Consider the following 22,175-nt stretch of genomic DNA (forward strand, 5'->3'; position numbering starts at 1 on the left):
AACTAAGCCTTCTTGCGGCTGCGCATTTCGGGATTGAACTCAAGCTCACGCTCGAAGGAAATGAGGCCGGTCGCATAGGCTTCCTGCCGCGCAACGCTCCAATATTTCAATTCGTCCAGCGGAATCTGCGCGCCGGTAACGGCACAGAGCACATAGGAACCGTGCTTGACGATTTCATAGTCGCCGTCGAGATAACGCAGGACAGCTTCGGAGGATGAGCGGGGCGATTCAAATCTGTTCATGTGTGTAAAACCTTTGCACTGAACTCTAGCAAGTGCGAACCTTGGCGTCCAGCGGCGCTGAAGGTGCTTATACCAAATCCTGTCAACGTCTGCCGAAAAGCCGCTCGATATCGCTCAGCTTCAGCTCGATATAGGTCGGGCGTCCGTGATTGCATGTGCCGGAACCGGGCGTTGCCTCCATTTCGCGCAACAATGCGTTCATTTCCTCGGGCTTCAGACGGCGTCCTGAACGTACCGATCCATGGCAGGCCATGGTGGCCGCAACATGGTTGAGCATGGCCTGCAATCCGTCGGCGGTTTCATGCTCGGCAATCTCGTCGGCCAGATCGCGGATCAACTGTTGCACGTTCATTTCGCCAAGCATGCCGGGTGTCTCGCGCACAGCGATAGCGCCGGGACCAAACTGCTCCACGCCCAGCCCGAACCGGGCCAGCGTTTCCGCATGACTTGCCAGCCGCTCGGCGTCTTCCTCCGCCAGATCGACCACTTCCGGGATCAGCAGCATCTGCCCCGGTATCGGGCGCGAGTGCAGTGCGTTTTTGAGCGCTTCATAGACCAGCCGTTCATGGGCCGCATGCTGGTCCACAATGACGAGGCTGTCTTCGGTTTGCGAGACGATATAATTGGCGTGAATCTGCGCGCGGGCAGCACCCAGCGGTTTTTGCTGCAATTCGACCGGGGCTTCGCTCATGGTCGCGCGCGCATCGGCTGTCGGAATATTCACGACATCGATTGTCGCCTGCTCGCTTTCGTGGAAGGCAGGCGCGTTGCCGAAATCAAGCGGTCTATGCGCCGGATGTGCAGTCTGCGGCGACCACTCGCTGCGCGGGCTTGGGCGCTCAGGCCGCCAGCTTGTCGAGGCATAATTGTTCGAAGACCGCTTTGGTTGAAACCCTTCGGCGCGGAAAGCCTGCAACATGGCTTCTGCGCCGCCGGTTGCCGGACGGATGCCGGATTGGGACAGCGCCTGCTTGATCGCGCCCACGATCAGGCCGCGCACAAGGCCGGGATCGCGAAAACGGACATCGGCCTTGGCCGGGTGCACATTCACATCGACGAGCGCCGGATCGAGCGTCAAAAACAGCACGGCGACCGGATGGCGGTCACGCGCAATGACATCGGCATAAGCGCCGCGCAGCGCGCCGAAAATCTGCTTGTCGCGCACCGGACGGCCATTCACATAAGCAAACTGGTGCTGTGCATTGCCGCGATTATGGGATGGTATGCCGACAAAACCGGCAAGCCGCACACCGTCACGCTCGGCATCGATGGAAAGCGCGTTTTCGCCGAAATCCTGACCGAGAACCTGCCCGATCCGCTCCAGCGTGGCATCGGTGCCCGCGCCAGTCGCGGGCATTTCCAACGGCGTGCGGTCGGTGCCGGACAGCGAAAAGCGCACATGCGGGAAGGCAATGGCAATGCGCTTCAGCACATCGGTGATGGCGGAGGCTTCGGCACGGTCCGTCTTCATGAATTTGAGACGGGCGGGCGTGGCGTAAAAGAGATCGCGCACTTCGGCTATCGTGCCGCGATTGAGCGCCGTGGGGCGCGGGCCTTCGAGATGACCGCCGGAAACAGAAACCTCAAATCCGGCATCCGCATCCTGCGGACGTGATTTCAAGGTCAGTTTGGCGACCGAGCCGATGGAGGGCAGGGCTTCGCCACGAAAACCCAGCGCACGAATATCGTGCACGTCATCGGAGAGCTTGGACGTGCAATGGCGCGAAACCGCGAGCGGCAACTCGTCGACGGGAATGCCGGAGCCGTTGTCGGTGACGCGCAGCAGCGTCTTGCCGCCGCCGCCGGTCACAACCTCGATGCGGGTCGCGCCAGCGTCGATGGCATTCTCGACCAATTCCTTGATCACGCTGGCGGGGCGCTCGATGACCTCGCCTGCTGCGATCTGATTGATGATGGTTTCGCTTAAATGTCGAATGGGCATGAAGCGATTATAGGCAGATTCGCACGCGGCGGTAATAGCGCCGCGCGCCGCGTCCCGGCCCACTGTGGACTGGCTTCAGGCGGCTTGCGCCTCGCCCTTCTTGTCGAGGCCGAGGTGAATGGCGGGCGCGGGCCGCCCAAGCAGGAAGCCCTGCACCTGATTGCAGCCTTCTTCCTGCAAAATATCCATCTGCGTCTGCGTTTCCACACCTTCGGCCAGCACCGGAATATCGAGGCTCTGGCCCAGCGCCAGAATCGCCCGCACGAAAGCCTTCGATTGCACGTTCTGGTCCAGATCGGTGACGAAGCTGCGGTCGAGCTTGATCTTGTCGAATGGGAAGGAACGCAATGTCGCCAGCGACGAATAGCCGGTGCCGAAATCATCGATGGCGATGCTGACGCCAAGCGCCTTGAGTTCACGCAGGATATGCAGCGCGCGCGCCTTGTCGCGGATGATCGCGCCTTCGGTCACTTCAAGCTCCAGCAGTTTTGCCGGTAGGCCGGTTTCGTTCAAAATATTTTGAACTGTGTCCACGAGGCCGGTATGGCTGAGCTGTAGCGGGGAAATATTGACCGCTATCCTGCGGGAAACGGGCCAGCTTGCCGCTTCTTTGCAGGCTGCACGCAATACCCATTCGCCGAGCTGCGTAATGACGCCCGATTCTTCGGCTATCGGAATGAACAGGGTTGGCGGCACCAGACCCTGCACGGGGTGACGCCAGCGCAGCAGAACTTCATAGCCCGATATGCCGCCATCCTTGATGCTGCGCTGGACCTGAAAATTCAGGAAGAACTGGTTTTCGTCAATCGCCGTCCAGACATCGCGTGCCAGCGCAGCACGCTTGCGCGCCGCTTCATCCATGCTGCTTTCATAGTAGCAAATCTTGTTCTCAATGTTCTGTTTGGCGCGATACATGGCCATATCCGCATTGGACAGAAGCTTTTCCACATCCTCGGCGTCGGTTGGATAGATTGCGATGCCGAGGCTTGCGCCGGGGCGCACAACGGCATTGCCAAGGTCCACAAGATCGCTAAGCGCTATGTTAAGTCGTGAGACGAAGCTGCGCAGATCGTCCTCATCCTGAAATGTCTTCAGGGCTGCAAATTCATCGCCGCCGAAGCGACCGATCAGCTCGCCGCTTTCCAGATGTTCGGTCATGCGGGCCGAAATCTCGCAAAGCAGCCTGTCACCCGCGGCGTGGCCATAGAGGTCATTGACCTCCTTGAAGCGATCCAGATCGATGCCGATCAGTGCAATGCGGTGGTCGCCATTATCGGCATTGACCTTTTCGCGGCTGAGGCGTTCGACGAACTGGGTGCGGTTGGGCAATCCGGTCAGCGAGTCGTGACGGGCAATGTGTTGCAACTGCCGCAGGTTGGAAGACTGGACGTGGCTGTCGATCAGGTAACTGGCAAGGGCAGTGCCAAGCACAATCAGGCCGACTCCGCCGACAGAAGCGGCAAGGGTGAACTTGTCGGCAAGCTCCGCTTCTTGCAGATAGTTCATCGGCGTCACGGTCAGCGCCGCCATGCCGGTGAAATGCAGGCTGACGACGGCTGCGGTAAAGGCCAGAACCGCCAGACGGTAGGAGGTCGGGTAGCGACACCGCATCAAAAACTGGCCGGAGAGCGAGCCAAACAACACGGCAAACACGATGGATGCATAGAAATAATCCATGTTCCATTCGATCAGCCCGTCCACGCGATAGGCGAGCATGCCGATATAGTGCATGGTGGCAATTGATGCGCCCACCATGGCGCCGCCGATGACGGGGGCAAAGCGGGGAAAGCCGCCGGTCATGACCACGAAGCCGATTCCCGTGCCGACAACGGCAATCGCCAGCGACAGGATGGTAAGGTCTGGCAGAAGCACCACGGGCGCGCTCGGCTCATAGGCCAGCATGGCGACGAAATGCGTGCACCAGGCGGTTGAGCCAGATGCGATCGCCACCAGAAAATGCCAGCCATAGCGCACGAAGCCATGACATCTGGCGGCCTTGCGGACGAGATTGAGCGTGATCGCGGAACCCACGAGGCAGATCAGCGCTGCCAACGTTGTCAGCCACGCGTCATGCTGCGTGGCAATGCAATTGAGAACGGTCATCATGGAATGAAATAGCCCCGATAGCCTTTAGAAGCGAGGTCAGGGCACTGGACTGCCCAAAGTGATTGGCTTGGTCTCAATGGCGGTCAGTGGTGATCCGACAGATAAACCTGGCTGTGCAAGGTCGGTCTTTACAAATGCAGAAACTGGACCGGGATCGCGCAGCCGACAGGCGCAGGCCTTGTCACCGCACGGCGGCATGTCATGATCGCGTTACCCATCCTGGCCCCCCAGCCAAATCCGGCTCAATTTCGATGGGCCTTGGTTGCATAGTATTTCCTGATTAGCGGTTAACGCGAATATCAAGATTGTGATTGGGAGATCATTTTCACAAGAATGTTATAAGAAAGCATCTGCTGTTACAGCGTTTTCGAAAATGAACCGGCATTGCCTGGTGGATGAAGTGTCATACTGCCCGATAATTAAGAGTATATGGTCTACATCTTTAAATGATCGCATCTTCAGATGTTGAATAGGGCCTCTTGGTTCTGTGGTTAAATTCCGTTATTGCAGGCGTTGTTAATATGGTGGGGATACCGGGCATGGGCGACGGCGTGGAAACTATACCATCTTCCAAGCCTCTGGAGGGCACGGCGGCGGCCAGTCCGATTGTCTTTTCCGACACTCTGGGCCTGTTTCAGCGTGCTTATGGTACGGGGCTCGATACGGTCGTCGTCTTCGCCAGCCCATGGGGGCTGGAAGAACTTTGCACGACCCGGAAATTCTGGCGTATCATTGCCGACAGGCTGTCTCAGCATGGGATTGCATCCTTGCGCTTCGACTGGCCGGGCACCGGCGACGGGCGCGATGACATTGATTTTTCTTCCGGTCTGGAACGCTGGCGAAAGGCGCTGATCGAAGCGGCGGACAAGGCGCGGCTTTTGTCGGGCGCGAGCCGTGTTGTCATCATCGGGCAGAGCCTTGGTGCGGCGGTTGCTGCTGAAACGGCTCCACATATTGAAGGTCTGGCGGCGCTGGCGCTGCTGGCACCGGTGATTTCCGGTCGGTTTTACACCCGCGAGTTGGCGGTGTGGTCGAGCATGGTCGATGCCGATCTCGGCCTTCCCGATGCGCAGCGGATCAAGGGGGCGGTTTCCATTGCATCCCTGACGATGACGCCCGAAATTGCCGCAGATGTGAAGAAGATCAATCTCCTGTCGCTCTCTGAAAAGCCTGCGGACACGTGCCTTCTGCTAGCAAGGGCCGACCGCCCGAACGATGCGGAACTGGCCGGGCATCTGGAAAAGCTCGGCGTGGCAGTCACGGTGGAAGCCTTCACCGATTACGACAAGCTGATTTCCAACCCGGTTATTTCGCACCTGCCGTTGAATGTTGCCGACAGACTGGTCGATTGGGCAGTGCCGCTTGCGGATGGCAGACCGGCCCAAAAAAGTGCCGATGAAACCAACCTCGGTGGGCAGATCAGGGGCGACGGCTTTGTCGAAATGCCGGTGGCCTTCGGCCCGAACAATCGTCTGTCGGGTGTGCTCTGCAAACCCTTGGGCGACAGCAAGGGGCATACGGTCCTCTTCCTCTCGTCCTCTTATGATCGGCGCGTTGGATGGGGCCGCACCACGGTCGATATGGCGCGCAGATTGGCGCGGGACGGTGTTTCGTCGCTGCGCTTTGATATCGCCAATGCCGGTGACAGCCCGCCCATTCCGGGCATGCCGGAACAGGTGCTTTATACCCATGCGCCGGAAATGGATGTCGCTGACGCGCTGGATTATCTGGATGCCATCGGGCTGGGGCGTCCGGTTGTGGCGGGGCGGTGCAGCGGCGCTTTCCTCGGGCTGCATTGCGCGGTGCTGGACGAGCGGATTTCGGGTGCCGTGCTGGTCAATCCGGTGACATTCTATTGGGCGCCGGAGCTTTCGGTCGAAGATGTGGTACGGGAAGGCAATCGGACGCTGGAAGATTATGGCAGCCGCGCCATGCGACTCGATACGTTCAAGCGCCTGTTTCGCGGAGAACTCGATATTCGCGCTATCCTGCGCAACCTCGCACGCGGTGTCGGCGGACGTATTCGCGGATTGGCGCGCAAGCTTTTGCGCAGCCGCACCGTTGAAGGCCGGGCAATCTATTCCGCTTTCGATGAATTGAAATTGCGGCAGGTGCCGCTGACGCTGATCTATGCCGAGAAGGACAGCGGCCGCGAGTATTTCAATTACTATTTCGATCAGGCAGGCGACAAGGTGCAGGGCTTTGACAATGTGAAAGTCGCAGTCATTCCGGACGCCGATCACAATCTGACGCCCGAACATGCGCGCAACGTCTATATCGACGCCATCCGCGCGCTGGCTTTAGAAACGCGTTAAAACCAGACGGTGCGCGACGATCCGGCAATGCGAATTTCGCCGGACGGTTTGCCTTCGCCACCATGGCGGGGCAGAAGCGCGACGCGCTTCGTCTCGCCGGGAGCGAGATGGAACCAGTTTTCCGTTGCCCGCCAGCCTTCGGCGTCAATGCTGACCGATTGCGCCAGCACGGCTGTGCTGAGATCGAGAAACCAGTTGCCGCTCTCTTCCACGACACTGCATTCAATTGTCGCGTCGTGAAAGGCTTTGGTGCGCCCCTGCGGAAAATGAAAGGCCTCGGCGATAGTGGCTTCGCTGCGTTTCAACCGGGCGACCGTCACGTCATGGGCCGGGGGGCCGAAGCGATAGGCATAAGTCGTATCGAAAAATGCGCCGAACAATTCGGTTGCCGGTATTGTGACACCGGAACGCGCTGTCAGCGAAAGATCGCGGTGACCGCTCACGACGGGTTGCCCCCCGGCGCGCAGGCAAGTGAGTTCCAGTGTCAAATCGGCGTCATGCGGTTGTTCGTTCAGCACGTGAATGGCAAGCCCGTTGACGCCTTCGTCGGTCAGGCCAACCTGCACCGGGCGAAAAGCGCGTTTCAGCCCATACCACGAGGGTTTGGGTTCACAGGTCGCATCGACCACGCCCCAGCCGGCACCGGGCAACACATCCTGAAACGTCCAGACCAAGGCACCGAAGCAGGTGCTTGCCGGTCGTCGCCATTCGGCGAAAGTCGCCTCCATCACTTCCGCCGTGACGGCGCGGGAAAGGTGTAGATATTGCTCCATATCCTCCCGCCGCAAGCGGGCCGGATCATAGCCATAGAGCATTTCCAGATAGGTATCGCGCACGTCCTCGAAATCCCATGACACGCCGCGATCACGCGGAACACGCGCTTTCCAGCGCGGATCATGGACGGCGGGCACGTCGAGATGCGCCTTGAGCGTGCGTGCCTCCGGGACATTGGAAAAAGCAAGGCTTTCGGTCGCAAAGCGCACTTCGGCGCGGCGCGCATCGTCCAGCGGCCTGCAATAGGCGCTGACGCCATAATAATGGCTGACGCCTTCGTTGCTGATGAAGGGCAGAGCGCCATCACAGGGCGAGTTCGGCACATAGGGAATGCCGGGACAGAGTTTGCGCGCAACGGCGGGCAAAATCTCTTCGGTCAGCGCGCCTTTCCAGATTGTCTCGGGCAGGCCCATCATGGCGCCTTGCTGATAAATCTCACTGCCGCCGCACAACACGGTGAGCGAAGGAGCATGGCGAATGGCGGAAAGAAGTTGTTGCGTCTCCGCCTGTACCTTGGCGACGAAGCCTTCGTCTTTCAGCGGATAGTCGAAATTGGCGAACATGAAGTCCTGCCAGACCATGATGCCGAGCTCGTCGCAAACGGCATAAAAGTCAGGCGTTTCATAAGCCGTAATGCCGCTGACGCGCAGCATGTTCATGCCAGCGTCCTGCGCAAGCTGCAGCCACGGTTGATAGTCGGCGCGTGCGCCCGGCAGCCGGACTATATCGGCGGAACTCCAGACAGCACCGCGACAAAAAATTTTCTCGCCATTAATCACCAGCGCGAAGGATTTTCCGTCCGCACCGCGATCAACGCCGATACGGCGAAAGCCGGTTCGGCCAAGCTTCTGCTTTTCATTGCCAAGCGACAATTCCACTTGATGGAGTGTCGGCGTGCCATGGGTATGCGGCCACCACGATTCCACGGCGGGGATGGTCAGCTGTGCCTGCCAGCGGCTATCCGCTTGTCTGTCACAGGCGATCTGCGAACCCGCGCAATGCAGGGTCAGATTTTCAGCCTTGCCTTCGTAAGTAAAACTAACGGCAAGTTCTCCGTCGCCATTTTCATGAAACGTGGATTGGATGGAGATATTGCTGACCGCTTCCGCGTCGGGTCGGCTGATCGTCACTGGCCGCCAAGGGCCGACAGCGTGAATTTCCGGGCACCAGCCCGGCATATGGCCGAGCGCGGTGGTGCGGATCAGGCGCAAGCCTTGCGTATTCATCAACTGCGTGCGCCAGCGTGCGCGCGGGCCCTTTTGCTCCAGCCGGGGGCCAAGAGCGCGGAAACAAAGCGCCAGCTCATCCGCGCCCGTCAGCGTGACGGGAAGGTCGTGGGCGAGGAACATGCTGTCGCTGTTGTGAACCAAAGCGCCGTTCAGATAGACTTCGCAGATCGTGGCAAGGCCCGCAAAATGCAACACCGCCTCACCGGCTGTTTCGGTAAGGTCGAGAAAATACCACGCATCCTGATTGTGCAGCGGTGTCGGAGCAGTGCGGCTGAAACGCCCTGCTTTTTCCAGCGCTTCCGCGACCGTGCCCGGAACCGGCGCATCGAGATACGCCCCGTTGCGCGGCACATCAGCGGGCGACGCGGCCTCATTGGCTGCGGTCAGAAAAAGCCGCCAGCCTTCGGCAAGCGGGCGGCTTGATGCAGCTTGTTCAGGCAGCATCGCGGCCAAGTTCTGTTGCAAGCGCCCCCGTCATGCGATCCCATGCTTCGGCGGCAGGTGTCAGCGCGCTTGCCAGTGCGTCGAATTTCTTGCGCATCACGGCACGCGCAAGCTGGAATTGCACGGCCTTGGCCGTTTCGGCGATCTGGATCGCATCGGCGGCAGCAGCGGTGAAACGCTTGCCTTCGCCCAGCCATTGCAGATGGCTTGCAGCCAGTTCGAAATTTGCACCAAGTTGGCGCAGCGTGTTGAACGCATATTTGTGAAAGAAGCCGAAGGGGCGTTCGGCGATGGCTTCTACCTGCGCCGGAAACACAGCGGCGAAGGCGCGGATCGGATTGGCCTTGGGCCTGCGCGCAAAATGGCGTGGCAGCAGAATTTCTGCCACGCGCCGCTGATGCGCTTCACCGGGCATTTCCTTCGGGAACTTCGCAAATTCCGTATAGGGCAGGAAGGGTAGGTCTGCTTCTGTCAGATGGCGCTGAAAGACACCGTCAAAATCCTCGCCCTCCAGATGGTAGAAACCGCCATTGTGGAAATAATCGAGCGAGCGGTTCCCAACATCCATGCGGTTGATCGCGATGGTGGTCTTGCCATGTTCGGTGCGATAGCTCACGCCCTGCGTGTCAGGCATGAAATAGCTGTCCATCTCCACCATGCACAGCCGTCCGCGCCCGATCTGTTCCGCGATATGGCCTTCCACACTGTCGAAGATCGCAAGTTCCGTTGCCCGCACACCATAGAGCGCTTCGAGGTCTTCCAGCGGCACCTTGAAGAAGGTGAACTGGTCGCCCTCGAAATCCTGCGTCAGGGTAAAGCCCAGCATCGCTTCGGGCACGACCCGAAGCGATGCCAGCACTTCGATCCAGAGATCGACATAGCAATTGGTTTCGGGCCAGATGCGTGTCTGCGCATGCAGCGCATGCGGCGCGTAGGTTTCTGGCGAGATATGCGGAAAGACTGCCTGCATAACCTTGATCGATCCTCGTTTCACTCCGGTCGGATTATGCTTTAACCCCACAATTCGTTGCGTACGCTTTCTGGCCAGGCTTTGACGTCGAGGCCGTGATGATGGAACAGCGCCAATGCGATGCGCTCCAGTCCGAAACCGACGCAAGCCGTGTGCGCGACTTCACCGTCATGTTGCGACAGGCCCCATTTCACGCCGAACTGGTCCTGATGATAGTTGAAGCTCATGCAGGCGGTTGGCTTTTCGACGCTGGTGATCGGGATCAGCAATTCGAATTTCAGGTTCTGGTCGCGCTGGTTGTTGACCAGCAAACGACCCGCGCGTCCAAAGAAAGGATCGTTCGCCACGTCGATTTCAACTGGCAGGCCGACTTTCTTCATCATGTCCGTGCCGCGCTCTATCCAGAGCTGGCGGAACTCCATCACATCGGCTTCCGTGCCCATGCGCACATATTCGCGCATGCGGAACAACTGCTGGCGGGCAGGGTCCACCGAAGGTTCATGGCGGAAGCAATAGGATTGCAGGTCATAGAGGCCGCCGCCCTGCGGCAGCGGACCGCGCTTGGCAATGGTCGGATAAAGCGGGTAGCAGGCGGCGGGCGTCAGGACGATGTCCGTTGCCTTCTGCTCCAGCGTCCAGTCTTGCCCCTCATCCATGCATTTGATGAGGTTGATATGATCCAGCTCGCAACCGCAGAAGCTGTGCACCGTGCCGGCCAGCTGCGGGAAGCTCTTCATATAGCCGCTTTTTTCGAAGTAAGCGCGATTGAGGCCGGGCGGAAAGCGGATCGCTTCGGCACCATCGCCGCCGCCGGTGCGGTCAATGAGGCGCTCGAAGGCCACGATGACATCTTCAAACTGGCCGGAACGTCCGTAGAGGCCGTCCACGCCGGTTTCAATCAGCAGTCCGGCATCGAAAAGCCGGTTGAGAAAAGATCTTTGCGCGTCCATGGCGTTATCCCAAGAGGCTTGTGTTCTGTTTGTGAATGAGCAGCATGGTCGCCGTATTGCCGAGGATGCGCTCGTTGGAAATCATCAATTGCGCCGAATGCGCATCGCGCAAATGGCGGCCAAGGCTATAGGGCGTGCCATTCTTGTAGCCCATGATGCCGCACACCAGCATGGCGTGGTTGATGACCTGCAGAATGGTCTGCGATGCGGCAATCTTCAGATTGTTCATCGCTATGGCAAAGCCCATGGAAGCGAGCTTGTCGGCGTCGTGCTTCGCGTCCTTATAAGTCTTGAGGCAGGCGACGATTTCCGATTTCAGCATTTGCAGCATGTTGGAGGCTTCCGCGACGCGCAAAGCGCCCGGCTGCGGTGCGCCCGGATTGCGGCGCGCTGCGGCACGCACAAAAGCCTGCGCGCGGTTCACTGCGTCCACAGCGATGCCGTACCAGAGCGAACTCCACAATGTATGCGACTGCGCCAGCATCGATTGCGCGGCAATCTCGGCAAATGGATGCGGCAGGATCTGCACCTTGTCCGCTTCGCCGCGAAATACAAAGCCTTCCGAACAGGTGCCGCGCATGCCCAGCGTGTCCCATTCATTGGTCTTTTCCAGCGTGTACTGGTCTTTGCGGAAAACGGTCATGACCTGATCGGACGAGGCCGCATCTTTATGCGAACGCGACGTGATCAGGATGGCATCGGCATAGACGCCATAGGAAATAACCGTGGCGTTCTTTTCCAGACGGCAGGTGTCGCCGTCGATTTCAATTGCGCAGATGGAATTGCGCAGATCGCCGCCAATGCCGCCTTCCGTGGTGGCGGAAGCAAGCAGCAACTGCTGGTCCGCAACGTCGCGCATGAAGCCGCGATGCCATTCGACCGATTGCCCATGCTCCACAAGGCTCGATAGCTTGATGTGGTGCATGGCGAAGATCATCGCGCTTGCAGCGCAGGATTGCCCCAGAATGCAGCAGAGTTCTGCAATCTTGTCGATCTCCGCGCTTTCGCCGCCCAGATCGCGCGACACCTGAATGCCCAGCAATCGTTCGGCCTTCATCGCATCGATGGCTTCGCGCGGAAAGCGCCCTTCCTTATCGACTTGATCAGCGAATTTTCCGGCGATGGCTGCTACGCGACCGGCACGCTCGGAAAGGCTGTTCCCCCCGCCTGCATTCATTATGCGGCCTCGTTATCCTTGAGGATGCTGGTGATCGTCTGTTCAATCGCGCTGATGCTCGCAAAGGATTTGCGGTTCAGAAACTGATCCGGAAATTCGATGTCGAATTTGTCTTCAAGGCCCAGCATCAGCTGCACCGAGGCGAAGGACGACAGGCCCGCCGTATAAAGATCGGCATCGTCTGCAATGTCGGTCACGGCTATGGGCAATCCGCCGACCTTGGCCAGAATTTCCCGAATGGATTCATTCATAATTCATTTCCCCGCTCTTGGTGCGCGTCGACGCAAGCGTTTTTATCCGGCGCACCTTTGCCTAAAAGCTCTTGAGGGTCTGCAACCCCTGCTTGAGGCGATATTAGCACCAGCAAGCCTTTATATTATGTTGACAGGACAGGGTGGTTCCCGGTCAAATATGCAAAGCGTCGCATATAGTTAAATATTAATGATCTTCGCGGTTAATGTCGGAACATAAAGGTGGCTTCGAAGCATTAATTGAGCTTATGTGGAAGCTGGATTTAAATTTATCGATATTTATGACGTGGATATTCGTATTCTCTTATTGATCGAATAATATTATTTGATAATAAAAAGAGAATTGCGAAAGTTGAATCTCCATGAAGTCTTGAAATGATCGATATCATTTACGTTATAACGCCGATATTCGCGCTCATGGCATTTGGTTTTATTGCTGTGAAAACGGGGTTCTTTCCCGCTTCTGGTGTCGGCAGTCTCATTTCCTTCGTGAATAATTTTGCGACGCCCTGCCTGCTGTTTTACTCAATTACGACGAGCGACTTTCGTTCCGCCTTCGATCTCAAGATCATCGGCCCGTTTTATGTCGCGGCGATTATCTGCTTTGTGCTTGGCATTACCATCGCCCGCAAAGTCTATGGAAACCGCCCGGGCGAGAGCGTGTCTGTCGGTTTCTCCGGCACATTCACCAACACGGTGCTGATCGGCCTGCCGATCATGACGCGCGCCTATGGCGATCAGGCGCTGCCGGTTACCTTGTCGATCATCGGTCTGCATGGTGCGATCCTGCTGACGGTCGGCATGATGACGATGGAGCTTGTGCGTCGTGATGGTCAGGTCTTGAGCAAGACGATTATCGTCGCCTTGCGCCGCATCGGTTCCAATCCGCTGATCTGGGGTATTGCCACCGGCATCATCGGCTCCAGCCTCGGGATCAAACTCATCGAGCCTGCGGATGCGTTTTTCTCGATGATGGCGCAGGCGGTCGTGCCGGTTTCGCTGTTTGGTATCGGCGGCGCGCTGACTCAGTTCAAGCTGTCGGAAAACTGGAAACAGGCTCTGATCGCATCGATCATCAAGCTGATGGTGCATCCAGCACTTGCCTATGCGCTGATGATCGGCGTGCTGAAAGTTCCGATGGAACTTGCGCGTTATGGCGTGCTGCTTGCAGCCATGCCCGCCGGTGTGAACGTCTATATATTCGCAACTTATTATAACCGCGCCTCTGGTGTGGCGGCCAATGCCATTCTCATCGGCACGCTGCTTTCAGCGGTCACCATGTCGTTCTGGCTATATATTCTCGCGGTCTAGCGAACACGCCCGTCTCAGACGGCGCGCCTGCGCTTCGCGGAGATTTCGTAGCGTTCCCAACCGACGAGAACAAAGCTGGAAGCGACGATCAGCAAGGCGCCAACGAAGACGTTTGTTGCCGGAATTTCCGCCCAGATCGCATAGCCATAGACAAAGGCCCAGATGAGACCGGTATATTCGACCGGAGCAAGCGCCGATGCGGGCGCGTGACGAAACCCTTCGTAGAGAAGATACTGGCCAAGCGTTGCGATCAAGCCGAGGCCGAACATGAGCGCCCAGCCCATACCATCCGGCCATTGCCAGAGCCATGGAAAGGAAACTGCGCAGGCAATGCCGAAGATCAGGCTGGTTGCGAACATCTGCGTCAGCGTTGTTTCACTGCGGCTGACGAGCCGGATCAGGATCGTGCTCCATGCCCAGCAAAAGCCAGCCACCACGCACATGATGGCGGGTATCAGGTTTGGCGAATGGCCCGGATTGGCCGCGATGACAACACCCACAAAGCCGCCGAAACAGGCAATCCAGCGTCCGGTTCCAATCCGCTCCTTCAAAACGAGAATGGACAGAAACATGACCATGATCGGTGCGGAGAAATAAAGCGTGGTCAATTCGGCAAGGCCAAGAAACTTGGCCGCATTATAAAACAAAAGCCATGCAAACAGCATCAGCCCGGCGCGCAGGACAAGCGTGCCGCGATAGGGGCTGTGCATGATCGACGGGTGGCGGTAATAGCGCACCAAAGCGCCGGTAATCACCAAAATGACCAGACTGCGCATGAAGAGGATTTGGGGCACGGCATAACTGGCGACGAGCCATTTCACCAGTGCATCCTGCAAGGCAAAGCATGCATAGCCAGCCGATGCCAGCGCAATTCCGACCAGCGGCTTTGTTTCCTGCATGCCCGTCGACATAATAACCCGCCAAACCGTTATTTTAAAACGAGCAATTACCGCTGCCGCAAGGCAATGTCATGTCAAAAATAATGATTGATTGATCAGCGTTTGTGACAGGACGCGACCACAAACCATCTTCTACTCATGCGCGCAGTGATATTCAGGCATTCCATGCAGTGTTGAAAGTTGTTTTCTAAAGACAATGTAAAATACGACATATGCCGTATTTTAAATGTTTCTGTATGTCTATTCAATGTTCTCTTGTCGCCAATGCATTTTAGTGACAGAAAATAAACTGTTCGGGGCAAGGGGGACATCGTGCGGTCGGGGACACTAGCGGGGATGCGTGGCGCGCCGGGATGGCGCTATCTTTGTGCGATGATAGTCGGGCTTTTTGCCTTGATATCCGGCTCATTGGCGGCTCAATCTGCACCGATCGCCTACCCATATCAAACTACCGGATTTAAGAATTCGTCTTTCAGTGGCCAGCTTTCGGCGACTGGTGCCGGTAATCTGACTTTTGTACTGGGAACCAACGCGCAGGATGGCCGCGTTTTTATAAATTCCGGCAGCGGAATCTTTACTTATACGCCTGACCCGGGGTTCATCGGGGTCGATACGTTCACTTATCAGGTATCGGATGATTATGGTATTAATACTGCCCGTGTAACTATCAATATAGTGGATTCCGCGGAAGTAACGTCAGTGTCTGTTCCTGGACCAGGCTATTACAAAGCTGGTGAAAAGTTGAACTTTTCTGTAATTTTTGATCGAAATGTCACCGTACAGGGGGTTCCGTCCATACCTGTCGTCATAGGCCAAGTCACCCGAAGCGCGGTTTATCAGGGAACAGCCGGGGGTAAGGTCCTGACTTTTTCCTATACTGTCCAGCCCGGCGATATAGACATGAACGGTATTAGTCTCGCCTCAATGATAGATTTGAACGGCGGTAATATTTTCAATAGCGCAAACGAACCATCGAATCCTCGGCTCAACAATGTTGGTGCTACGAACGGGGTTCTTGTTAGTACAGCCAATCCAACAGTGGTGCTTTCGACGTCATCGCCCGCCTCCAGCGACGAGAAGATCATTACCATCACTTTCTCGGAAGCGGTCTTGGGACTGGAAGAGAGCGATTTCAAGATATCCACTACAGGACTCCATGAAATTACGTATCGTTTGGATTCATCCGTTAACAATATAGTTTATACGCTTCGAATGCAGGTAAAGAGTAGTGAATCGGTCCAAATACAACTACCAGATAACGCTGCCGTGAGTTTTTTTGGAAATAAAAGTCTTGCGTCCAACATATTGGATATTTCAGTTGTTAAATCATCCGATGCGAATTTGCAGAATCTTATTCCCAGCACAGGTACTTTAACGCCCGCCTTTGCTCCCAACACAAACGCATACACGTTGAATGTCGCAAACGATGTGGAGAGCATTTCGTTCATCCCATCGCTTGCAGATATCAACGCAACGGCTGTCGTCAATGGGGCTTCAACGCCCAATGGAACGTCCAGCGCTGCAATCCCATTGGTGGTGGGGAGCAACACGGTTACCACGACTGTTACCGCGCAGGATGGAACCACCACGAAGAGCTATACGGTCAATGTCATTCGCGCGCAGTCCGGCAATGCCGAACTGGTGGGCCTTGTTCCGAGCGCTGGATCTCTTGACCCGGCATTTTCGCCGAACGCGACGACTTACGCGCTGACGGTTCCAACCGAAACATCGTCGTTACAACTAACACCCACTTCTGCTGATCCGACGGCAACCATCGCGGTCAACGGGGCAACCGTTGCGTCCGGTAGCGCGAGCAGTGCGTTTCCGTTGGGCATCGGCAATACGACCCTAACGGTTGTCGTCACTGCGCAAAATGGAACGACACGCAGCTATACGGTGAATGTCACGCGCGCTGTGTCGGCAGATGCAACGCTTGCGAGCCTTGTTCCGAGCGTCGGATCGCTGGACCCGGCATTTGACAAGGAGACGCTCAGCTATTCTGTCAACGTCGAGAATAGTGTCGAGAGCATTTCATTCGTGCCAACCGTTTCCGAGCCTTCCGCCCGGGTAAGTGTTGCAGGAAGCAATGTTGCGTCGGGAAGTTCAAGCGCTCCGGTGGGGTTGGGGGTTGGTGCGAATACGGTTTCGATTGTTGTAACGGCCCCAAGCGGCGCCAATCGCAGCTACACGGTGGTTGTCAGCCGTGCGGCGCTGGTCTTCCCGGACCCGACGCTTGATCCCGAAGTGATCGGCCTGTTGAACGCGCAGACAAGTGCGGCACGACGTTTTGCGCAAGTTCAAACCCGGAATTTTCAAAACCGGCTTGAGCAATTGCATGATGAAGGCGACCGCAGAAAGTCCAGTCTCGGTGTACGGCTCGGCGGGCAGGCGTCCAACGCGGCACCGGTGGACCAGTCCGACCGGTCTTCTTCAGCGTCTGCAACGCCCAATGCGGCCCTTGGCTATGCGCCCGAAAAGCGCAATGCTTTTCCGGGCAGGGCGATCGGCCTGAAGGACCCGGAACAGCCCGCACCAGCTTTGGACCCTGACCTTGGACCATTCGCATTCTGGAGCAGCGGCTTCGTCAATTTTGGTGAGCGCGATAGTGGCAAGCTCGATCTGGACTATACGCTTGTGGGCGTGAGTGGCGGTATCGACTATCGGTTTTCGGGACGGTTCGTGGCCGGTTTTGGCGTAGGCTATGGGCGGGATCGGACCGACATTGGTGACAACGGCACGGAAAGCCGTGCCAATGCTTACAGCGCCGCCGTCTATGGCAGTTTCAAGCCGCTCGACAATTTCTTTATCGATGCGCTGGTGGGCGGCAGCATTCTGGATTTTGATTCCATCCGTTTCATCACGACAGACGGAAGTTTGACCGACGGCAAACGCGACGGCAGCCAGATGTTCGGGTCTCTGACGGTGGCCTACGAATTTCGTCAGGAAACCTGGCTGGTTTCACCCTATGGCCGGTTGGAAATGTCGCGTTCCTGGCTCGATGGCTATGCCGAAGGCGGAGACAGCATCTATCGGCTGACCTATGGCGATCAAACCGTGGACACCGTCACGGGTGTGGTTGGTCTGCGCGCCAATTACGCCATCGACTACACATGGGGCCGTTTGACGCCGGGTGTGCGGGCAGAATACGCGCATGATTTTCAAGGGGCGAGCCGGGCCGCAATGGGCTACAGCGCACTCGGTGGGCTTCCTTATGCGCTCGACATCGAAGGCGAGAGCAGCGATAGCGGAAATGTCGGTCTGTCGCTTGATTTCAGTTTCGAAAATGCCTGGACCACCGGCGTAGAATATCAGACCGGCTTCGGCGGCTCTGGCGCGCGAGACCACGCATTCGCACTGCGGGTCGGTGCGAAGTTCTGACAAAAGGCGGACGGGAGGGCCGCTTTTATCTTATCGCGCGCTTTGCGGGTTCATTTCGCGGAACAAAAGCGGAGCATCTCCATTAATAAGGTGACCAATTATTAGCCGGATGCACTATGGACCGTTATGGTGGGGTTCCTAATCGAAATCTGCCGTTGAACTCAGCCAACACCAGGTTGCCGACTTTGGCCGCGATGGCCGGGGTCATTGCCATATTCTATTTCGCCAAAGATGTTTTCCTGCCGCTGGCCATAGCGATTTTGCTCACTTTCATGCTGGCGCCGATTGTGGCCTTCCTCCGCCGGCTGCGGCTGCCGAGGCTGGTGGCGATCATCACCAGTGTTGCCGGGGGCTTCCTGATCATCGCGATTTTCAGCGCGATCCTGGCCTTTCAGGTGACGGAGGTTGGGCAGAACATCGCGACCTACCAGTACAACATCATTGAGAAAATACGGAATTTGAAGAAGGCAGGCACGGAAGGCGGGATCATCGACCGCTTGAACCGCTTCGCCGAACGGGTAGGGGCCGAGATCAACAGTCCGGAAGAAAAGCCGGATGTTCCCGGGATCAATCCGGAGCCGGAGAGAAAACCGGTGCTGGTTGAAGTCTTCTCGCGCCGCAGCCCCATCGAAACGCTGGAAAACATTCTGGGGCCGCTGATCAGCCCGCTGGCGACAACCGGCCTTGTCATCGTGGTCGTGGTTTTCATGCTGCTTGAAAGGGAAGAACTGCGCGACAGGTTTATCCGGCTTGTCGGTTATGGCGACTTGCATCGGACCACCGAAGCCCTTCAGGAAGCTGGTAGTCGCGTCGGTCAATATCTGCTGACCCAACTCATGGTCAATATCGCCTATGGCGTGCCATTGGGCATCGGCCTGTGGCTGCTTGGCATACCCAATGCGCTGTTGTGGGGCATGCTCGCTATAGTGCTGAGATTTGTGCCCTATATCGGGCCGGTGATTGCTGCGGTGATGCCGATATTTCTGGCATTTGCGGTTTCGCCCGGCTGGACATTGCTCATCTGCACCATCGCGCTTTTCATCATTGTGGAACTCATCAGCAATAACGTCATCGAGCCGTGGCTATACGGCTCGCGAACAGGACTGTCCCCCCTTGCAATCATTGTATCCGCGATCTTCTGGGCATGGCTCTGGGGACCTGTTGGGCTGGTACTCTCCACGCCGCTGACGGTTTGTCTCGTGGTGCTGGGGCGGCATGTGCCGCAGTTTGAGTTCTTCGAGATATTGTTTGGCGATGAGCCGGTGCTCGACCCGGAGGAGAGGCTCTATCAACGCCTGCTTGCGGGAGACCCGATCGAAGCAACGGATAATGCGGAAGAAATCCTCGAAGAGAAGTTTCTGGTTGAATATTACGGCACCGTTGCCATCCCGGCAATTCTTCTCGCGGAGCAGGACAGGGCGCGCGGCGCGCTGAATGAAAAGCAGTTGAAGGACGTCACCAGCAGCGCAGATATGCTTGTTGCCAATCTTCGCATGATTGCAAATGAAGAACTGGATAATGATGAAGATGTGACGGTCGATGCGACCACCAAGGAAAAGGCCAAGGTCGAACTTCCATCCGGTGAGGGGAGAACTGTCGTCTGTATCGGCGGCCATGATGCGCTGGATGACATTAGCGCCGAAATGGTGGCTCAGGTGCTGTCCGTACAGGGTGCGCGCGCCACTGTCATCGGCCATGCGGGCTTGTTGCCAAGCCAGTTGAAAAAAGAGGCTGTCGCCGAGGCGTCCGCTATCGTGGTCTGCTATCTCAATGTGGAGTACGCGACACGCGGAAGGTTCTCTATCCGCCGTTTGAAGCGTCTTAATCCAGATGCGTTGATCGGTGTTGCCATATGGTCCCTTGGGCAGACGAGAGACGGCAAGGAAGGCGCTGAACTCCAAAATAGAATCCGGGCGGATTTTGTTGCCTCCGGGATCGTTGACGTTGTGATCAACTGTCTCGCGGATGGAGAACCGCCGAAGCTTCGCTTGTCGGATACATCAAGCGACAAGCAACGCGCGCCAAAGGAATAGTGCGGTCTCGACACACGGTCTGGTTCAGACATGGGGCGCAGTCACCGATCTGACGCGACCCCCACAACTACATACTATGCTGTTCCACATATGTCTGATGGCAGTGAAACTAGGCCACGCCGCTCACGGCTATGCAGCGGATTTCGGCGCTTCATCAATTTCATTACTGTGTCTCATGTGGTCCACATCAATATATTTAATTAAGGATTTGAAAAATGGATACGAATTTTATTGGTTCTGTCATTCACGCACTGCCCGTCGAAGATATGATCGGCGGGCCGCTGCAGGCCATGATTAAGGCTCAGCTACAGGCGAGCCACAGCTATGCAGAATTTCTGTTAAAGGTATGTATTAAGGACGGCGTCGCTATTGCCGTTCAGTTCGATTACGACGAGACCGTAATCAACGAGCAAGATGGAACTCCATCTACGCTCAAGAAGACTATGCGTATTCCTTTGCTTGCAACTATTGCTCACCCCAATATTTGCATTGAAGAGGGTACTATTGATTTTGAGCTGGAAGTTACGCAAGCAGAAAAATCCCAGAGCACGACTAAGGCTGATGCAACGGCCGAAGGCAGCATCGGCTGGGGGCCTTTCAGCGTTAAACTAGCAGGTCGCGTATCGCATAAGTCCGAACAAACGCGATCAACGGACACCCGGGCGAAGTATAGCATTCATACCCAGGTAAAGCGTCAGCCTGCGCCGGAAGCGCTGCTGCGAGTCATTGACTTCCTGACAGACGCTGCCACCAAGCCTGTGATGCACAAGGATGTCAAAGCCGTGGATTTCCCTAAGACGGATCCAAAGAACCTGATGCTCACTCCTGGCGAAAATAATAATGGAGGCGACACAAATTAAGCCAATAATAAAAAAATTAATTACAAATATTAATATTAAATAGTATTAATTAATAAAATTGAATCGAGGTGAGAAGATCGCTGGGCGATCTTCTCACCCAAAAGGTAGTCTTATGTCTATAAAAGATTGGTTCTATAAAAAGACCGGAATTGAAGAATCGGATACTTCTTCAAAAGATCATGGATCTAATTTTTTTCAAAGTAATCGACCGGTATTATCAATAGATGAAATTGCACTCGGTATGCAGCACGCAGCCATGGCAGCAAACCGATTGGTCGCGCGTCAATACTTGCAGGCTATGGAGCCTTTCTTTGACGACATTGGCGATGGGCGCCTTAAGCCTAAAGTCGTTGATATCGAGCTGGATGACGACCATCAAATCAAAATCCCTCTAGTGGCGATGTCTACGCCTCGCGGGCTTCTTCTGGAAAAGATGAAAGTATTCTTGACCGTCTGTACAGAAGCCATCGAGCCAATGGACGCCTCTGCTCTTTCCGGGGAAGAAACGACGAACCGCTTTATTGTAAGCCTCTCTCCAACTGCGCATGACAAAAATGGGCGCTGCCCCAGCCATGTAGATATCGAGATGGAGTTTGCATCGTTTGAGCCGCCGGAAAGCGTGATGCGTTTGATCGACGAGTACACACGTCACATACAGCCCGTTCGTCAATCGTGAGGTTATTATTATGGAGCAACAACGAAGAATAGGTCAATCTGGTCTAAATTTGATTAAAGAGTTTGAAGGTTTGAGGCTCGAGAAATACAAAGATGCTGTAGGAAAATGGACTATCGGCTATGGCCATTTAATACTGCCTTCAGAGCGATTTGACCGGCCTTTAACGGAATTGGAGGCAGAGGATTTACTTCAAAGTGATTTGAGGAAATTCGAAGGGGGCGTCATCCAGTATGTCGCCGTCAGTATGAACCAGAATCAATTCGATGCTCTCGTATCATTCGCATTCAATCTAGGGCTGGCCAATCTGAAAGGCTCAACGCTGCTTCGCCTCCTGAACCACGGTCAATATACAGAAGCTGCAGAACAATTTTTGCGATGGAACAAGGCGGGTGGAATGGCGTTGCCCGGTTTAACGCGCAGACGGGCCGCTGAGCGCGATCTGTTCTTGAGAGCGCCTTAGAGCCTGTTCCAAATGTCGCCCTGTGTGGCTGCAAATGGCAATTTTCTGCGTTCCGGTGCTCACGTACCTTGAATACGCTCCGCTCCGGTACTCGAAAATCACCATTTTCGCACACACATGCCGCTTTTTGATTCAGGCTCTTAAAAATAGGGAAGAAA

16 protein-coding genes and 1 pseudogene are annotated in these 22,175 nt (G+C 56.2%); 8 read left to right on the forward strand and 9 right to left on the reverse strand.

Features of this window, described 5'->3' with window-relative positions:
- Nucleotides 1–2 precede the first annotated feature (2 nt).
- From FIC94_RS00660 to FIC94_RS00670, 3 genes are all read right to left on the reverse strand, one after another.
- Nucleotides 3–242, reverse strand: a complete 240-nt coding sequence (locus FIC94_RS00660; RefSeq protein WP_140023568.1) for a DUF2093 domain-containing protein — start codon at nt 240–242, stop codon at nt 3–5.
- Nucleotides 243–324: 82 nt separating this feature from the next.
- Entirely contained in the window at nt 325–2,184 is a 1,860-nt protein-coding gene (gene mutL, locus FIC94_RS00665) for a DNA mismatch repair endonuclease MutL (RefSeq protein WP_140023569.1), read from the reverse strand.
- Between the two features lie 75 nt (nt 2,185–2,259).
- A complete protein-coding gene (locus FIC94_RS00670) occupies nt 2,260–4,290 on the reverse strand; it encodes a putative bifunctional diguanylate cyclase/phosphodiesterase (RefSeq protein ID WP_140023570.1) in 2,031 nt (676 codons plus the stop codon).
- A 521-nt stretch (nt 4,291–4,811) separates the two neighbouring features.
- Between FIC94_RS00670 and FIC94_RS00675 the strand changes: the two genes are divergently transcribed.
- A complete protein-coding gene (locus tag FIC94_RS00675; protein ID WP_235891928.1) occupies nt 4,812–6,605 on the forward strand; it encodes an alpha/beta fold hydrolase in 1,794 nt (597 codons plus the stop codon).
- Here FIC94_RS00675 and FIC94_RS00680 read toward each other — a convergent pair.
- Genes FIC94_RS00680 through FIC94_RS00700 form a run of 5 tightly spaced genes read right to left on the reverse strand, consistent with a single transcriptional unit; the run spans nt 6,602 to nt 12,400 of the window.
- Nucleotides 6,602–9,052: a glycoside hydrolase family 2 protein gene (locus tag FIC94_RS00680; protein ID WP_140023571.1), complete on the reverse strand. Its 2,451-nt coding sequence runs from the start codon at nt 9,050–9,052 to the stop codon at nt 6,602–6,604. The genes FIC94_RS00675 and FIC94_RS00680 overlap by 4 nt on opposite strands.
- Nucleotides 9,042–10,022 (reverse strand): DUF1839 family protein, encoded by a 981-nt coding sequence (locus FIC94_RS00685; protein WP_140023572.1) that lies wholly within the window; start codon nt 10,020–10,022, stop codon nt 9,042–9,044. The genes FIC94_RS00680 and FIC94_RS00685 overlap by 11 nt, the downstream gene beginning before the upstream one ends.
- A gap of 41 nt (nt 10,023–10,063) precedes the next feature.
- A complete protein-coding gene (locus FIC94_RS00690; RefSeq protein WP_109367779.1) occupies nt 10,064–10,972 on the reverse strand; it encodes an amino acid--[acyl-carrier-protein] ligase in 909 nt (302 codons plus the stop codon).
- Nucleotides 10,973–10,976: 4 nt separating this feature from the next.
- Nucleotides 10,977–12,149 carry an acyl-CoA dehydrogenase family protein gene (locus FIC94_RS00695; protein WP_140023573.1) on the reverse strand — a complete coding sequence of 391 codons (1,173 nt, stop codon included), beginning with the start codon at nt 12,147–12,149 and terminating at the stop codon, nt 10,977–10,979.
- On the reverse strand, nt 12,149–12,400 hold the full coding sequence (locus FIC94_RS00700) for an acyl carrier protein (RefSeq protein WP_109367777.1): 252 nt from the start codon (nt 12,398–12,400) through the stop codon (nt 12,149–12,151). Before FIC94_RS00700 ends, FIC94_RS00695 begins: the two co-directional genes overlap by 1 nt.
- Nucleotides 12,401–12,775: 375 nt before the next feature.
- Between FIC94_RS00700 and FIC94_RS00705 the strand changes: the two genes are divergently transcribed.
- On the forward strand, nt 12,776–13,711 hold the full coding sequence (locus tag FIC94_RS00705; protein ID WP_140023574.1) for an AEC family transporter: 936 nt from the start codon (nt 12,776–12,778) through the stop codon (nt 13,709–13,711).
- A gap of 14 nt (nt 13,712–13,725) precedes the next feature.
- On the opposite strand, the gene FIC94_RS00710 is transcribed toward FIC94_RS00705, so the two are convergent.
- Nucleotides 13,726–14,622: a DMT family transporter gene (locus FIC94_RS00710; RefSeq protein ID WP_140023575.1), complete on the reverse strand. Its 897-nt coding sequence runs from the start codon at nt 14,620–14,622 to the stop codon at nt 13,726–13,728.
- Between the two features lie 324 nt (nt 14,623–14,946).
- On the opposite strand from FIC94_RS00710, the gene FIC94_RS00715 reads away from it, so the two are divergent.
- The 6 genes and pseudogenes from FIC94_RS00715 to FIC94_RS00740 all read left to right on the forward strand — a co-directional run.
- Nucleotides 14,947–17,988, forward strand: coding sequence for a cadherin-like beta sandwich domain-containing protein (locus tag FIC94_RS00715; RefSeq protein WP_140023576.1), 3,042 nt, complete (start codon nt 14,947–14,949; stop codon nt 17,986–17,988).
- Between the two features lie 116 nt (nt 17,989–18,104).
- On the forward strand, nt 18,105–20,021 hold the full coding sequence (locus FIC94_RS00720; RefSeq protein WP_140023577.1) for an AI-2E family transporter: 1,917 nt from the start codon (nt 18,105–18,107) through the stop codon (nt 20,019–20,021).
- A 215-nt stretch (nt 20,022–20,236) separates the two neighbouring features.
- A complete protein-coding gene (locus FIC94_RS00725) occupies nt 20,237–20,881 on the forward strand; it encodes a DUF2589 domain-containing protein (protein WP_140023578.1) in 645 nt (214 codons plus the stop codon).
- Between the two features lie 112 nt (nt 20,882–20,993).
- The gene (locus FIC94_RS00730; RefSeq protein ID WP_140023579.1) at nt 20,994–21,557 is read left to right on the forward strand and encodes a DUF2589 domain-containing protein; all 564 of its coding nucleotides are present in this window, start codon (nt 20,994–20,996) and stop codon (nt 21,555–21,557) included.
- 10 nt (nt 21,558–21,567) lie between these two features.
- On the forward strand, nt 21,568–22,017 hold the full coding sequence (locus FIC94_RS00735) for a lysozyme (RefSeq protein ID WP_109367770.1): 450 nt from the start codon (nt 21,568–21,570) through the stop codon (nt 22,015–22,017).
- 34 nt (nt 22,018–22,051) lie between these two features.
- Nucleotides 22,052–22,162 (forward strand): annotated as a pseudogene (locus FIC94_RS00740) (flagellar basal body P-ring protein FlgI); the annotation flags it as partial.
- Nucleotides 22,163–22,175: the final 13 nt, after the last annotated feature.

This window comes from Ochrobactrum teleogrylli (assembly GCF_006376685.1).
In the GTDB taxonomy this organism is placed as follows: domain Bacteria; phylum Pseudomonadota; class Alphaproteobacteria; order Rhizobiales; family Rhizobiaceae; genus Brucella; species Brucella teleogrylli.